This window comes from Candidatus Flexifilum breve, assembly GCF_016713355.1.
The window spans coordinates 62,764-78,142 of the sequence record NZ_JADJPI010000037.1 but is presented as its reverse complement, the minus strand read 5'-3'; the positions used below and the strand labels follow the sequence as shown (position 1 = coordinate 78,142).

Annotated in this window: 12 protein-coding genes; 7 read left to right on the top strand and 5 right to left on the bottom strand. The window is 43.8% G+C overall.

Going from position 1 to position 15,379, the window contains the following annotated elements; genetic code table 11:
- The first annotated feature begins 237 nt into the window (after positions 1 to 237).
- Both IPK17_RS31250 and IPK17_RS31245 read left to right on the top strand, forming a co-directional pair.
- Positions 238 to 1,851 carry a hypothetical protein gene (locus IPK17_RS31250; protein ID WP_343421650.1) on the top strand — a complete coding sequence of 538 codons (1,614 nt, stop codon included), beginning with the start codon at positions 238 to 240 and terminating at the stop codon, positions 1,849 to 1,851.
- Positions 1,790 to 2,995, top strand: a complete 1,206-nt coding sequence (locus tag IPK17_RS31245) for a hypothetical protein (protein ID WP_343421649.1) — start codon at positions 1,790 to 1,792, stop codon at positions 2,993 to 2,995. Before IPK17_RS31250 ends, IPK17_RS31245 begins: the two co-directional genes overlap by 62 nt.
- A 21-nt stretch (positions 2,996 to 3,016) precedes the next feature.
- Here the strand turns inward: IPK17_RS31245 and IPK17_RS31240 are convergent, their stop codons facing one another.
- Positions 3,017 to 3,388 carry a hypothetical protein gene (locus IPK17_RS31240; RefSeq protein WP_343421648.1) on the bottom strand — a complete coding sequence of 124 codons (372 nt, stop codon included), beginning with the start codon at positions 3,386 to 3,388 and terminating at the stop codon, positions 3,017 to 3,019.
- A 43-nt stretch (positions 3,389 to 3,431) separates the two neighbouring features.
- Between IPK17_RS31240 and IPK17_RS31235 the strand changes: the two genes are divergently transcribed.
- From IPK17_RS31235 to IPK17_RS31215, 5 genes are all read left to right on the top strand, one after another.
- On the top strand, positions 3,432 to 3,983 hold the full coding sequence (locus IPK17_RS31235) for a hypothetical protein (RefSeq protein WP_343421647.1): 552 nt from the start codon (positions 3,432 to 3,434) through the stop codon (positions 3,981 to 3,983).
- 510 nt (positions 3,984 to 4,493) lie between these two features.
- The gene (locus tag IPK17_RS31230; protein ID WP_343421646.1) at positions 4,494 to 5,105 is read left to right on the top strand and encodes a hypothetical protein; all 612 of its coding nucleotides are present in this window, start codon (positions 4,494 to 4,496) and stop codon (positions 5,103 to 5,105) included.
- Positions 5,106 to 5,219: 114 nt separating this feature from the next.
- Positions 5,220 to 5,492, top strand: coding sequence for a hypothetical protein (locus IPK17_RS31225; RefSeq protein ID WP_343421645.1), 273 nt, complete (start codon positions 5,220 to 5,222; stop codon positions 5,490 to 5,492).
- 829 nt (positions 5,493 to 6,321) lie between these two features.
- Positions 6,322 to 7,881, top strand: coding sequence for a hypothetical protein (locus IPK17_RS31220; protein WP_343421644.1), 1,560 nt, complete (start codon positions 6,322 to 6,324; stop codon positions 7,879 to 7,881).
- Positions 7,882 to 8,189: 308 nt separating this feature from the next.
- The gene (locus IPK17_RS31215) at positions 8,190 to 10,802 is read left to right on the top strand and encodes a hypothetical protein (RefSeq protein WP_343421643.1); all 2,613 of its coding nucleotides are present in this window, start codon (positions 8,190 to 8,192) and stop codon (positions 10,800 to 10,802) included.
- Between the two features lie 611 nt (positions 10,803 to 11,413).
- On the opposite strand, the gene IPK17_RS31210 is transcribed toward IPK17_RS31215, so the two are convergent.
- The 4 genes from IPK17_RS31210 to IPK17_RS40795 form a co-directional block, all read right to left on the bottom strand.
- Positions 11,414 to 13,234 carry an ABC transporter ATP-binding protein gene (locus tag IPK17_RS31210; protein WP_343421642.1) on the bottom strand — a complete coding sequence of 607 codons (1,821 nt, stop codon included), beginning with the start codon at positions 13,232 to 13,234 and terminating at the stop codon, positions 11,414 to 11,416.
- 7 nt (positions 13,235 to 13,241) lie between these two features.
- Entirely contained in the window at positions 13,242 to 13,730 is a 489-nt protein-coding gene (lepB, locus tag IPK17_RS40800) for a signal peptidase I (RefSeq protein ID WP_350341668.1), read from the bottom strand.
- 527 nt (positions 13,731 to 14,257) lie between these two features.
- Entirely contained in the window at positions 14,258 to 14,797 is a 540-nt protein-coding gene (locus tag IPK17_RS31205; RefSeq protein WP_343421641.1) for a peroxiredoxin family protein, read from the bottom strand.
- Between the two features lie 29 nt (positions 14,798 to 14,826).
- The gene (locus IPK17_RS40795) at positions 14,827 to 15,333 is read right to left on the bottom strand and encodes a MauE/DoxX family redox-associated membrane protein (protein ID WP_350341675.1); all 507 of its coding nucleotides are present in this window, start codon (positions 15,331 to 15,333) and stop codon (positions 14,827 to 14,829) included.
- Positions 15,334 to 15,379 lie beyond the last annotated feature (46 nt).

Here is a 15,379-nt window from a genome sequence, read left to right as displayed (position 1 = left end):
AACAGTGTTCGTAATGTAGCGTTCTATACCCATATTTTGTTTTACCGCTAAAGAACCGAAGATAATGTAGAGAATAGTGGAAATTTTGACCAAAACCATCAGTATGGATCGTTTTTCTCAAAATTAGCATCACAGATGTGAATTCGGATAGAATTGAACCATATTATTATTTGTGCGTTTCGGAACGTTGATAATATAATCTAGAGAAACAAACCCTGTGATTGTAGTAGGGGAACGATGGATAACATTGAACTTAACATAACTGCCGCCGCACAATCGGGGAGCTACAATTTTCTGTCCCCGATTGAAACACGCGAATTAGTCCTCCAATATCTCCCACTTTTTGTACGGGCTTGTTTGGATTCCGACTACGACTTTTTTGTCCCAATCGAGAGCGAGGGAATGGCGCTCTTTGTTTCACCAATGCAATATCCCAATGGGCAGCATAGAATATTGCCTTCTACAACCCTCGATAACATTGAGCCCGCCGCTCTAAATGGGAAAAGAATCCTAGTCGTAGACGCATCTGTAAACTCTGGGCAGACGCTACTGGATTTGGCTACAAAGATTGAACAACGCTTCAACTGTCGAACCTCATTTGCAGCATTTATTGTGAGGAATGATTTTGAGCATAAAAGTGGATTAGTTATTAAGGGTTATTTGGAACTTCCCTCGAACCAGTATATTTGGGCAAAAGAAACCCTCATAGAGTACTTTCTTAAGTCCGTCTTTGTTCGTTCCGATGACCCTCCGATGTGGGAATTCAACCTTTTACCAGAAGAGGTAATTAGTCTAGCCCATACACTTTTGCGCGTGCCGAATCTAATAGTGATCCCAAGTGCAATAGATACTATTCGGCGCTTCACAATTGATAGTGTACAAGCAACCGATAATGGCTGGCTCCCTAACGGCGTATACGCCGATGGCGAGTCAAAAATCCGGTGTTTGCTGGATGAAAACAATCATCAACTTAGAATTCTGCCACTGTTCTATCCGCAAGTCGATGTCAACACATCATTGGATATTACAGATATTTTGCGCTCAATGGATTATGTACTTGCACAAAATGAAAAGTCTGTAGAAAAGACTCTAGATGTCGAGAAGTTGTATGGACTTCGTTTCGATTCTCCCTTTCGTATCTTTAGATTATATTCTGTGCTAGGCGCTGTATTACTTTTGAGAGATTTTCTAACGCAAATTGACAATTTGGGCTTTTCGGTGGATTGGCGACGTATAAACGTTTCGATCCAAAGTCAACAGATCTTTAGTATGACTCGGGAATCTGATTTGCTCGAAATCGTTAATCACATATTAGCGGCCTTGGAAAGTACCGAGTATTCCCACTCCCAACTCAGGTTACCTCACAGTCTCTTTAGAGTTAGGCGAGAAACAATCAAGGGATATGGCGAGTGCATGGCGAAATTTGCTGAAGAGTCATTGGTTAGTCCAGAGCAAGCACTTATCGAAAAACTTGGGCTTTGGATGGTTCAACTAGAAGAAGAGGGTTTGGATACAGAGAAGATTATTGCACGAGGGCTAACATCGTCAGAAATTCAAGCTCGTCTTGGCTTTGCAGACTGCCAGATTGCCAGTATTGCCATGGATGCTCTCATAGATGAAGGCATCCTTAAACCGCGAACTATGGAGAAAGACGGTTTATTGTCACGACGTTATAGTATAGCTTCCGAGACTGCCCGTAAAAGAATCCGTGCGTATGGATTAGCAGTTTCTGCTATAATCAGGCGAGAAAAACATAATATAACTAACACTTCGGGTGGGCTATCGGAAAATGCATCGAACACAATTCGGAATCCTCGATCAAACACCGAAAGACGCAATTCTACTAATTGAACTTGGCTTTCATACGCAACAGTTTAATTCTGAATCAGCGACAGGAGTCACCCTTTACCGATTGAATAAGTCCGTAGCTGCTATACTACGCCATTGGGAAGCGTTACAACGTCTTCCATCAGTCTACCGAGGTTCACATTACTGGGGAATAAAACATACAGCTTATCGATATGGTCAGATAGGCTATGCTCGTCCTTCGCCGAGCGATCCTCCTTCGAATACACCGTTCGGTGTCTACTATCTAGACGATATTGTTCGCCGGAATGCATTCTTTGATGCCGTTGGTGTGGTTGTCAATGATGATGCACCGCAACGAGATTACGAAGCTTACGTCGCAACGACGCGTATAGAATTCCCCTTGCCCGAACACAAGCTATACGGAGCTTTTAAGACTAGTTCGGAGATCGATCCAACCGATCTAGAAATAGTAAGGCAGCTTGCCATTCTATATTCTAAGGCAACTTCAGAACAACTTGCGATATTAGCTACCTGCCCCACTGAGCAAGATGCAGTTATGGCAGTCTCGAACGAAATACGCCTCTGGATACATGATATCGACCAAATACTTAACTCAATTGATAAACTGAGTGCCCCTAGTACTTCTAATCGTAACGTAGAAACCGAAAATATTAGTTTATATCTTAATAGTGCGTTTGAATGCGGACGTGAAGTCGGAAAGAAGATAAATTGGTACAAAGCTGCTAGAGAGGCAGCGTTTGCAGTTTGGACTGAAGGTCGCAAACTGATGCCGGTGGGTGACGGATTACTTTCGCCATTAGCTGATCTAAGTCTCGCAAGCACACATGATCCCAGTCCAAGATTAATCGCTGCAAAAGAACTTGCAAACATTATGACTGGATATGTCGGGCTTATATTCAATACTTTGAGTAGATTTGGTATGGCTGTTAGGCTCTCCAATACCAAAGTCGATATTGCAGTTAAAAGAATCACAGCCTTATCTGAGGAAGCCATTCCAGAATATTCGAAGCTTGCAATGGATTTATCCTTTAGCGCCAATACTTCCAATAAGAATTATTTAATACAAGCAAATCAATCTTTACGTGCTATTTACAAAGGCATCAGCCTCACATTAGAGCAGAAGAAATTTCCACCAACTTGTCACAGGGACGATATATTCGTATAAGTTTGAAAAATTACCAGATCGTTAAATTTTAGTGCTGTTCATGACTTCATAGTTGTGATGCTCAACAAAATCGCGTATTCTTTCGTTCAGTTGGCCGTAAAACAGTTCCTCGCCAACGAGATTTCCAGCTTGGATGAGAACATAATCAAAGTCATCAACTAATTCACGACCGTGTTCATTTAGCAACGAAACAACATCATATGGTGTTCTGTGCAGATGAACAGCAATAATCGACATGGCGAAGGTGTGTACTAGAAGTTTGCTTGTGCCGAGCGCATGTAATTCAGAGGCGAATGTTTGCGAAACATATTTGTTTAACGCATTGAAGGTCTGCGGGAAATTTTGCTTGTTTTGGCAATATGCGTGCTCATACTGTATTGTTTCTTTAACCATATGACCATATATATTAACATAACATTCCTGAAAGCACAATCAAATGCCACCAAATATACAACCCGCATTAGTACAAGCTGTTGGAACACTTCTTGGAGGGTTAATTGCACTTGGAACCGCAGTACTTGTTACCATATTTACCAACCGTCGGCTCAAGATTGAGAGGTATGCCGAAAGAAGAAAAGAGCTTATAAGGGAAATTTACGAGGATGAGATGCAAAGTCTCCACCTCATAGAGTCTCATATATATAAGATCAAAGCTCTTACAAACAGCATGTCTAATCCTTTTGTTAACCCCAAAACCCTCGTCCAAGAGATGTTACGCGACCTGTGGCAGCTAGGAGCTGAAAGCGCTCGAGCCCGGTTCGAGGCTGAAACTTCGGAATCCATAGTACTTATGGAGTGTCTGAGCGAACTGGACAAACTATTTCAAGATGCGTGGAAACAGGTTACAAGTGGACAGGATCAAGGCGAGCGATTCAAAGAATTGGACGATCAAGTATCAGTGATCATGCATAGAGCTGGATTAGAAATCAATCGACTGCGAAGGAGGGCTCGGAAAAATATCGCGAAAGATCTATTGCAGATCAAGTAAGAGATAAAGAACCTTCTTAAAAGGATATTGTGGTCCGCCATTTAGGTGAAGGCAGATTAAACTAGGCAAGTGCTATACATTTACAGCTTGTGAGACTACTCGCAATCATTGACTACAATATCAAACACTTTTTCAACATCTGCGCCGATAACACACACGGCACAATCGTGATGTATCCGCAATCATCACCGAATACATCGACAAAAGCGCATGGACTGGCCGGTAACTATCATCTGGATGCCGCTGAGGAAAACTTAACTGAGGGCAGAAACGTCTCGGTGTAGACACTTCAGGTCTCTAGATCAATTTCCTGAAATTTTGTTTTTCTATAATTATCGGTTTATGAAAGCAACGTAACATATTCCTCATCTTTTCCTTGAGACAAGAAAAAGAGCGTCACATCAATATGGATGAGCTTGACAAACGACAGTGGTGTTCGCTACGGTAGTAATTCTTCAAGTATGAAATTGTCTTTATCGGCGCTCATCACTAACATTTTTCAGGAGGGGAATGGAGAGGGATAAATCCCCTCACAATCCCACATTCTGCATCAAGCCGTTTGAACGGCGAGCGCTAGCATACAATGGTTACACATCCCCAGTTCCCCAAAACGGTTCGCAATCCTTGCCTGTCACCTGTGAGGTAGTTCGGCTTGCCGCCGCTCAGGTTCTACCCCGCGCCAATCAAACAGGCCGCACGGTCTGGGAACTCCCAAAGCCGATCACGCAAACAACCATCACCGAAGTGGATACAAAAGTGAAGCTTTTGGAACACTTCGACAACCAGCGCGCTCAATGGTCAAAGCTGAAAAGGAACCTCAATGTAGAGCAGAGAACTACGGTCGAAAATCACCATCTCCCGGTCAAGGTAGAGGGGGATAATGCCGTTTTTCCAACCTTTTTACTGGCAGGAACACTGGAACAACTCGACAGACTCGCTCATCCACCGCTCTTGCCTGCGCGCCTAGCTCATTTCTTTGAGCGGGATTTTCGTCGGGTGGAACCCATGTTTCACACGGTCTTCTATCGCAAGTATCATTCTGAGGTGTTGGCAGATGCCAAACAACAGGCATTTCTGGGGCTGTACAAAAAATGGCTAAAAAATCGCAATCTCCTGACCTAATCTGCTGCCAATATTGTCACAGCAGCAATTTATAGCGTATCGAACTGGCGACAGAAATCACAAGAAGTTCGCGCCAATGAGGGAACACTGTTAATCGATAGCCATGGAAAAATCATGGGGCACTCGGCGGTTCACGGAACACAAAGATGGACAGATCGGCTTGATTTCCAGTTTGACCTTACCAAGGCTGTCAATGTTGTCTTGTATCAGTATGAGAGTGACGCCGATTATCGGGAAACGTACGCAGTCATGCAAGATATTCTTGACGAAGTTCGATTTCAACAAGGTCAGAACGCTTTGGGTCTAAAAAGGGGAGAGTATATGAAAAAAAGAAACACCCTGAAAGGCGCTCTGCGAGAGCAGTTGATCGACTACGGTCATCAATAAAATAGAAAATTGGGCCACACATCAAGAAATTTCAACTAGATTCGGCGCTAAGCTCATCTAATTCTTCGAGTAGTGCCTCCCGTCTGAAAGTACGTTCCATAGAATTTTCATTTTCATCAACGACCTCGATCTGCCTCTGTAGAAAGGTAAATCTGGTGGTATGTGTGTCATCTTCTGATAAATCGGAGGCGTTAGGGTATTCAGGTGTTGGCATAGTTCGATGTTATAACATCGAACTATGAAGGATCAACCTTGGAATCTTCTAAGCCTCATGCCTCGTCCTCTTTTGGCGTCTTTCAAATACTGGCTTGGAAACCTCAGCATATATGGAGGGAAACAAGGACCGAAACTAATCCTAACCCGTAAACCTTTGAAACTTATGTCTTTTCACTTACGCTCAAAGGAAAACCTGTGGGGACGGATAACTACAGCTTGCGGCTCACCCAAGCTAATTACCGTCCCAGTTCATAAGTGAAGAGACCAACAACGCAAACGCAGATGGCACAAGATCGTTGATATTTCTCGAGCCATTCCAATTTTTTCTGGACTGGCGCATACTGGGTAACATAATAGGTTACTTGACACGGTTTGTGGGGTATTGGAGAGTATCCGTGACTAAAGGAATCCGAGGTAAACAGAGTGTAGCAGTTGATTCCAAGCACACTGTATCTGGCACCAACACCCTTATCGATACACTCTCAACTGCGCAATTAACCTACTCCAACGAGCAAATCACACGTGATTCGTTGTTACAACCCACTGAGATCTCTCGGAATACATAGAGGACTTTCCAACAGATCCTGAAAAGAAAGCGGCGGCCTGCCTCGACTTGGTAGTCCGAGCCGGTGATGCCGGATATGGCGAGGAGTCTGGCAAAGGAAGACCACAAAGCCGGGAAAAGCTCGAAGCCAACCTAACCAATATTTATGCGGCACTGGAATGGAGTTTTATCCACCAGCCCGTAACGGCAGTGCGAATCGTTGAACGTATCACTACATTTTTGGGAGACACAGGACGAAAATTCGAGCAGATAGATTTCTGTGAACGTGCACTCGCGCACGCGCGAAAGCAGAATATGAGGGTGAGCATAATTGGTCTACTTGCGCGTTTAGGGTGGAACTACACAGTTAATGGGGATTACTCCATCGCGGAAAAACACTTGAGTGAAGCAAAGAGACTTATCGAAAGCCACACCTTTGTTGGGGAAATCGCGAGTGATGTGTATCTCCGACACATCCAAGTACTGCGTGATCTCGGTCATTTGTATGCCCGCCAAGGATTTTACTCTCAAAGCCTTGAGCTCATTCATTCGTCCGGTTCAATGGCTCAGAAACTGTATGACGCACTTCCAAAGTTGCAAGCGGAGGTTTTTCATGCCTGGACTCTCTGCCTTCAAGGTCAGAACACGGCAGAGCTTGAACCCTTAATCCTAGCAAAAGTTATATTGGAGAGAAATTTAGTTGCACTGAAAGATCATCCACGGCAACTATCATTGGCTTTGCGCTTACTTGGGGAAATTGCATTTGCAGAGAGACGTTACGAGAATGCGTTTGAGTATTTAGCCCAAGCCTCTAGCATTTGTGAGCAGCGTTACTTCAAAGCTCCAGAGTATATCGCGTTGATGATAACGTGGGGAGATTATCATAAGCAGGCAAAGGGTGACCTAGAACGAGCTGTCGTGTGTTACCGCATTGCCCGAGAATACGCTCTGCGGTGGGATATGGTCCAAGAAGCTAGGCGAGCACAAAGGCTCTTGACCGCAACTTTCGCAGACAGTTCGTTTCCAACCATACATGCCCAACCCAAAATACCACTTAGTTTGAAATATAATTATAATAGTGATATTATATCTTATAGTGAGATTACCCCTACCCATAATCTCGCCAGCTATGCTATGAACGTAGAGTGGCGCGAATCTATCGAACCGAACCCGAAACAACCACAGATTGACAGTACAAGGCGCTTGCTGCATGCGTTCTTATCAAATTTTGAACAACTAGGAGAGGAAGACAAACGTCAACTTATTTTGGAAGCGAGTGAAGCACTATCGATAGCAAATGATGGAACTTCAGAACCGCTACCAGAGGAAACACAAGCAGCGATAACGGCAGTAATTGACGAAATCAAAAACAAGCCGCGTGGGATTCATGAAGATACAAAGTTTGAGAGCGCATTGAAGTTATTCCTCGCAAATGGTGTTGAGGGTGTAGAAGTCGGCGACCTGCGATCATATTTTGGTGTAAACGAAGATGACAAGAAAGGTAAGGAGAGTCTCGTCCTTGTTGTTACTCGGCTAAGTAAGAAACTAGAGAAATATCATCATACCGTTTCCCGCAGATGCTTCTACCAAATAACGCCTATAGAGAACCCCCCTACACGCTCAGAGTGACTCTCATATACTGTTAACTTTTTCTAGCCGAGTCAATATTATAATCATTCATAGATGAAGCAAAAACTTCATCTATTGACTTCGTTGTTTCCTCGCACTCCCGTCTCTCGTTGTAAGTGGCCAAGCACCTTAACAATTGATACGCTTGACCCCGGTTTTTCATGTAGTCTCACAAAGAGACATTTTTCGGTTTCGCCCCCTTAACATCTAATCCAACAGTGGTCCAGCTATATTGATATCGCCTCGCTCTCCTTAGGAAATTCTCCCACCAGACTCGTTTTCGACAAAAGAAAGTGAAGAGTCGTCTCATGAACCGTGCCCGAATTGCACACCTGCTCCTCGTTGTATTTGTCTTCGTTGTAGTTCCGTCACTCCCTTCTCATGCTCAGACCGAAACTTGTATCGAATTGTTACCTCAACCGTGGCAAATTTCCGGAAACAATGGCGCATCAGAAGCTTATCAGTCAATTCCTTCTGATGCCCTCTTCGGCAGAGAATTTGTGCGAATAACGTACGATCTTGGTGGATTGATGGCTCTGGGGGGTGATGCCGCGGCCCTTATCGTGGATCAGAATGGCTGGCGATACATTAGCTTGTCTAACTATGGACAAAATGGGTTAAATTGCGTTCAGACAGTTGATGTTCCTCTCAATCAGTTTGCTGAGGGAGGTAACTTCCTAGATCTGAGCCAACCGGTTGGAACGCTTCATACTCGATTTTGGTATGGAAGCTCATTCACGGTCACGATTTACAGTATTCAAGCCTGTAGTGTTCCTGTTGCGCCAACAGCCACTCCGCTTCCAACCCTAACGCCAATTCCCACCGCTACGATAATCCCGACAAATGTGCCGACTTTGACACCGCAGCCCACGGCGACCACCATCCCAACTCAGGCACCGACAATTACACCGACGACAAGTGTCGTTATTCCACCTCTCCCGCCGGGCGGCGTTGAACTCCTGACACAAGCATGGCGGTTGCAGGGGAACAATGGAGATAGTCAACAGTATCAAAGCATTCCAGCGAATGTTTTGATGGCGAAAGACATGCTTCGTGTTACCTACAATTTGAATGGGCTAAATGCATTGGGCGGCGACGCGAGTGCGCTAATCTTTAACCAAAATGGATGGCGATATATTAGCCTCTCGAATTATGGTCGAAACGGATTGAATGGAGTTCAAACAGTTGACATTCCCCTGAACCAGTTTCAGGAAAACGGTAACTATCTGAATCTGACACAACCTGTGGGAACTCTTCAGGCACGGTTTTGGTATGGAAGCCAGTTTACGGTTGATATTTACAGCATAGTTGTATATTCATCATCAATTCCAACTGCTACCATTACTACGTTTCCTACAGCATCCCGTACGCCAACCGCCCTCCCCACGGCCACAGCAATTACCGCGCCCACCCTACCAGCAACTGTCAGCGCACTGCCTCCATGTCCGGGAGGCACCGGGCCTAATGGAATTCGTGCTGGCGGCTATCCGCCATTTCGTCTTACTCAAGATGAACGACAGTGGCTGTTTAATGCATTTGGAAATCCCGGTATCGCTCCAGTCGGATATGGAGGGCAACCGTGCGGCACTGATTACGGATCAGCTGAAAGCAACTTCTTCGCAATGGTCTGCACGCGCGGAAACGTCGGACCATCCGGCATACGACCTGGAGGATACACACCGCAAGATTTGACACAAGATCAACGGCAGTGGTTGTGGAACGAATTTCGGGAAAGTGGTGGAGGTGGAAACGGCATCGCCCCCGTTGGATATGGCGGACATGGGTGCCCTAATGGACCATTACTGCGAATCTGCCCATCCGGGAATGGCCCAAGCGGGATAGTAGCAGGAGGGTATACTCCGCAGAATCTTACTCAAGAGCAGCGACAGTGGCTCTGGGATATGTTTGGTCATTCTGGCACTGCACCTGTTGGTTATGGAGGCGAACCATGTGAGCGCCCAACTCCAACTCCTGCGCCGCCCCAACCAACATCAGCTGCACAGCCGACGCATATTCCTAATCTATGGGCACTAAACAACACAGTCTATCTATGTATAGGAACGGAGATTCGTACGGGCTCAGGACTATCCTACCCTATCCAAACAACTCTTACGGTATCAAATTGGCAAGTTGTGGTAGTTGGGGGCCTTCGCAGCGGGGATAACTACATATGGTGGAACATTAGCCGCGCTGCTGTTGGCGATCCATCAGGCGGAACGGGGTGGGTACGGCAGGATCAGGCGGATTGCTTCACTACTTTCCCGCAAGCCACTGCAACGGCGATCATTATCTCCCATACTCCTGCTTCGCCAGTTTCAACTGCAACGCTAACTTTTCGTCCAGAACACAATGTTCAGTTGTTGTATTCTCCTTTTCAGCACACATATAATCTACAGGTGAGTGTAAGCGTCGATGGAATCAACTGTGTTATCCGTAATGGGGCTGAGATTATAGCCGATGAAATTGTCCGATTTCAACTTTGGCTAGACAGTATGCCCGAATCAGATAGGCTTAGCGCAGTGGTCGATTATTTTCTACCTGATATCATATCGGTTCAAGGCGAAATTGAGAGGCTGCGCAAGTTCCTTACAAACCAGATACAAACGCAGTTTGTATGTACTAATGTGTTCTATCAGGTGGCAGAGCGAGATGGAGAGAGTCCCCCTCACTTCATGGATATGTCAGGACTTGGAAATGTCGTGTTTGGTTACTACATGCAGAAGTATAATGTACAATTCGAGGACTTCATTTCTGCGGTCGACCAGCGCGTACATCCTCTCACCTCCAACGCAATTTCGGACAACCCTGACGATCAAACACAGCGTAGATTAGGTCGCATGATTGCAGATGCCGTAGGTCATTCGTCTTCACCAAATCCTGCATTCATCTCTGAGGCAGCCAGAGATGTCGGACTGTTCTAACTGAGGAAATGGGAGTTATGTAGTTGGGTGAAGAAATGAATCCGCCTAATTAGTCACTCTACTCATGACTATGTAACTCCCACAAGAGATACAGCTGTACTCTGAAATAAATTGACTAGACAAGATTCTTTAACTTCAAGTGCAGTATTACATAGAAAATAAAAATTAGGGGAATAGCTATTCCTATGGGAACTGCAAGTATAATATTATTAAATATTACTTTTGTAACTTGATGCAGCATTGGTGCTCTCTTGATGTACCAAACTGAGAAGCAGAAAGTCAAAAAGATCGTTAGACTATACCACCAAATTACGTTTAGAAGACTGAAAAAGGTAACTGCTAGCATATAATCACTAAATTGTGCTATTGGAAAACTTTTACCGCCATTAAAAAAGAGAGTTCTCGTGAGATGGCCAACCACGAAGAGAGTAGATACACAGTGTGCGAGTAGTGGTAATCTAATCGAGTGAAAAAACATAGCCATAAAATATTTAATTTTTTATATTTATAACGCATGATTATATCATAAAATCTCCTTGAGCCACAGATTCTCCACGTCAGTCTCTGTTCAAATCTTAACATTCTGTAAAAACGTTAGTTTACATTAATTCTTATATTTTAAATATTTCTTCAGATATTTCCTGTAATTTGGAGTATATTCCTCCTTGGGCGACCAGTTCTTGATGGGAGCCATATTCTGCAATTCGACCGTTTTCAATAACTGCGATTATGTCAGCAAAGCGGATAGTGCTCATCCGGTGCGAAATATACAGACTAGATTTCCCGTTGCTGTATAACCTCATTAATTCGTACAATTCCTTCTCTGATTCGATATCTAAAGCCGATGTAGGCTCGTCCAAAACAATCACATCGCTTTCCCGCATCATCATCCGAGCCAACGCAACCTTTTGCCATTGCCCACCAGACAGATCAGTGCTCAATCCGTCCTCATTTAGCCAGCGGCTCAAAATTGTGTTGTACCCATTGGGAAGCGTGGTAAGTAGTTTTTCCAAGCCTACTTTTGTCGCGACTTGTGTGACTAATTTAAAATCCTCTACCTCTTTTATATTCCCAACGGCAATGTTTTCTTTTAGGGACAAATCGAAGCGTACATAGTCCTGAAAGATAGCTGCCATCCGCGTACGAATGTCTACCGGATCAAAATGTCGGATATCAATTCCATCCCAACAAATTACTCCTTCAGTGGGCTCATACAACCGCGCAAGCAACTTGACAATTGTGGATTTTCCGGCACCATTTTCTCCAACAAGTGCAACTGATTTCCCTTGAGGAATTGATAGGTTTAGGTCTCTCAATATCCAAGGTTGATCTTCTGAATATCGAAATGATACATTTTTGAACTCAATTCCGACTTGTAGCCTTCTAATAGATTTCTTCGGTGGAAGCAAAACCAGTTTTGCAGAGGGCCGCGATAGTAAGTCCTCAAATTCTCTGAAATACAATCCGGTTTCTCGTAGTGTAACAAAACTGACCATTATGTTTTCTAAAGACTTCCTCACCCCGTTAAATGCATTAAGATAGAAACCAATATCTCCAACGGTAATTGCGCGTGCCAAAGCTTGAATGACTACAAATCCGGTCACAAGTAACATGACAATGCTCGAAACGATCTCGAGAACAAGGTGTGTCACAGCTTCGATGCGGTCAAGCTTACTTAGCTGATTTTGAAATTCACTATTTAACGATATAAACTTGCTCAAGAAATACTGTCCCAGACCATAGAACAGTACTTCTTTAATATATGTGTTGTCCGACAACAAACTCATCAAATACGCTGCTCGACGTTGTTTGAAAATATTACTTCGGAAGATTTCGTGTTTTCGACTAGAGAATCTAGCGTAAAGAAAAATACTCGGAAGCACACTAAGTACGACACCAAGAAGTAAAACAGTGTTGAAAAGAAACAATAACCAGAAGAAACTAACGATAGTGACTGTTGCCTCAAGTAAACCGAACAAACCGATCAACAGCTGGTTGGAGACATTCTGAGCACCTCTCGTCGCCATTGTTATATTGTTATACAAACTGGGATTTTCGAAATGAGCTAGGCTGTCAAACTCTGTCAGCTTTGTAAGAATAATCACTTGAGATTTAGTTGATACTTGGCGAGCCAGTTCCATTTGGAAATAATTACTGATAATACCGAGTGCAACTATAACTAACGAAATTATCACATAACCAATGAGTAGTGGCAGAAAACTTCGTAATGCATCTTCCCTATTTGTGTTTGTCTGAAGGAACTCCACTAACACATCAAACAGAGTTTTCCAAATCCAAGCTGTCGCTACCGGCAGAATACCTTGAAATAGCTTGATAACAATAACCCCAAAAGATAGCACTGGAGCTATTCTAGACACGAATGCTGCCATACGAATAAAGATACGGAAATCCGTGGATAAATTTGCAGTCATTTTTATACTAATTGTCTGTTTCTTTTTGGCGTCGAGGAATTCGGAGCAACACCAATCCAATTACTGCATTGTAGGGGATTGGACCCCAATGTCTAGAATCAGAACCTTTACCATCAGCACTCAGAAATAGGTGCGATGGAGGTAATTTTAGAATGTAATATTCCCCACAGGTTTCTAAAATTGATAATAGTGGTACAAGAGGATCGATTTCCTCCACCCTTACCCTGTATTCATCTCCAGGTAATGCTATAACCCGTTTTATGACATGCACCGGCTTAGGGAAAGGAATCGATGCAACGTTGGACAAGTCGCAGATAACTATGCTCTGTCGCTGTATTAAGCGTTGTTTAAAGACGCGAATTGCGACCACACGATCACGAGGCTGTAAGGAGGGCACCATACTGGTACCAGAAACACTGACGAGGAGAAGTGCCTTCTTTGTGAAAAGCAGCAATGACAAGCTAATGAACAAACCTATAACGATAATTGTTGACATAAATATGAACTCACAATTCAATAACTAACTCAAGCAACTACCTTACTGAAGCAGTTGCTTGAGTTCACCTAATTATGGAGTGCAGGTGTTGCTGCAGCCGTTTGAGTAGTCCTGACAAACAGTTGCAGTACCAATACGTGATCCTGTCGTACGACCGTTGACATAAACTCTCCACTCATAGGTTTGCGCTGTGTAGCACTGTTGGCCACCACATGAGCCGCATATGCCCGATGGTACAAGGTTTTGAACACATGTTGCAGTATAGAGGTAGGAGCCACAACTTACAGCCTCAGCACTCATTTGAGGAAGAAAGAAGTTCCCGACGTTTTGAATGACCTGATTGAGTGGCTCAAACTGTCCAACCAGCTTGTTGACAAACTCCAATAACTTGGGAGTCATTTTGCATCCCTTTCTATGCGGTTTACCACATCGGTTAAAGAAAACGAGCCTAACGATAGCATCTGTTCAAATCATTCGTGACCTACCTTTCCGTATTAGGTACATAACCTGGACTGAGTGGAGGTGTTTTATTCGAGGGCAGAAACCAGGGTAGTCCATTCACTGTTTAGCTCTCCTCCACCTTCAATTTTTCCGTCTTCCGAGATAGAACAAAAAGTGGGTGTGGCATAGACGGCGTAGTTTTCCACTAAACTGTTTTCTCCTCGAGGAGCAATAAGAATCGGGAAATCAATTTCGAACTGGTGGATTAATTGCCTCGTTTGTTCCATAGACGCTATACTTGTAATCACTAACGAAATGTTCTTTTTCAATAAGCTGGACCTCAATCTGATTAGCTCAGGCATTTTCATGAGGCATGGGTTGCAAGTGGGGGAAACAAAAACTAGGATGAGCTTTCTCCCTACAAAATCTGATAGGCTATATGCTCCACCGTCTGTAGTTTCAGCTAGAAATGTAGGCGCTGCGCTTCCAACCGGAAGAGGTGAGTTACTTGGTGTGGTCGGATTGGGAAGAATACTAGTTTTCTTGATAAGTGCGAGAGTTAGCAAGAGATTGAATGCGACTATCAACCCTAAAGCTATTAGGGCTAGTCCGAAGATATTGTCCACTTCTACTCCTCCACCCTTGTGCATTAGCTTTATATATCTGTCCTAATAGTAATTCCCCCGAGTTTTATTAAAACGAGTGCTAAGGCTGTTGCAGTCAGAAATGAAGGGAGAAATGCAGGAAGATTTATAGTTTCGAAAATTACACTTTGCGTTGTATTGCTAAGTATTGCGCCAGTTATGCTAACAACCAGCATAAAAGAATTCCGGAAGATTTCGTAGAATCCTATATTTTTGTTTGACGACCCAAAACACGTACACGTCGTGTTGATTCCTCGAACTAGAACTGATGATACAGTAAAGAGAAAAATGAATAACACAATACTCGACAATAGAAAACCTACCTTAACCCCTTGTTCTCCTAGAGCCAACAACATCACTATACATGTTTCGGCTATACATACTGCATAAGCGCACAGGCGTACTAACCTAGTAGGAAGTAAGTCAAAACTACGGATTGTCTCCACCAATACGGTAAATTTCCCATACTTCTTTACGATTGCGCTCAGGAAAACGAATAGAATGAAGTACCTTGACATTAGAACTAGACTGGGTTCAATAGATTCCATCTCATCTAAGCCACTA

What these genes read in the sequence shown, in the direction of transcription:
- IPK17_RS31250 (WP_343421650.1), top strand. Translation starts at nt 238, where the DNA reads ATGGATAACATTGAACTTAACATAACTGCCGCCGCACAATCGGGGAGC.
- IPK17_RS31245 (WP_343421649.1), top strand. Translation starts at nt 1,790, where the DNA reads ATGCATCGAACACAATTCGGAATCCTCGATCAAACACCGAAAGACGCA.
- IPK17_RS31240 (WP_343421648.1), bottom strand. Translation starts at nt 3,388, where the DNA reads ATGGTTAAAGAAACAATACAGTATGAGCACGCATATTGCCAAAACAAG.
- IPK17_RS31235 (WP_343421647.1), top strand. Translation starts at nt 3,432, where the DNA reads ATGCCACCAAATATACAACCCGCATTAGTACAAGCTGTTGGAACACTT.
- IPK17_RS31230 (WP_343421646.1), top strand. Translation starts at nt 4,494, where the DNA reads ATGGAGAGGGATAAATCCCCTCACAATCCCACATTCTGCATCAAGCCG.
- IPK17_RS31225 (WP_343421645.1), top strand. Translation starts at nt 5,220, where the DNA reads ATGGGGCACTCGGCGGTTCACGGAACACAAAGATGGACAGATCGGCTT.
- IPK17_RS31215 (WP_343421643.1), top strand. Translation starts at nt 8,190, where the DNA reads ATGAACCGTGCCCGAATTGCACACCTGCTCCTCGTTGTATTTGTCTTC.
- IPK17_RS31210 (WP_343421642.1), bottom strand. Translation starts at nt 13,234, where the DNA reads ATGACTGCAAATTTATCCACGGATTTCCGTATCTTTATTCGTATGGCA.
- lepB (WP_350341668.1), bottom strand. Translation starts at nt 13,730, where the DNA reads ATGTCAACAATTATCGTTATAGGTTTGTTCATTAGCTTGTCATTGCTG.
- IPK17_RS40795 (WP_350341675.1), bottom strand. Translation starts at nt 15,333, where the DNA reads ATGTCAAGGTACTTCATTCTATTCGTTTTCCTGAGCGCAATCGTAAAG.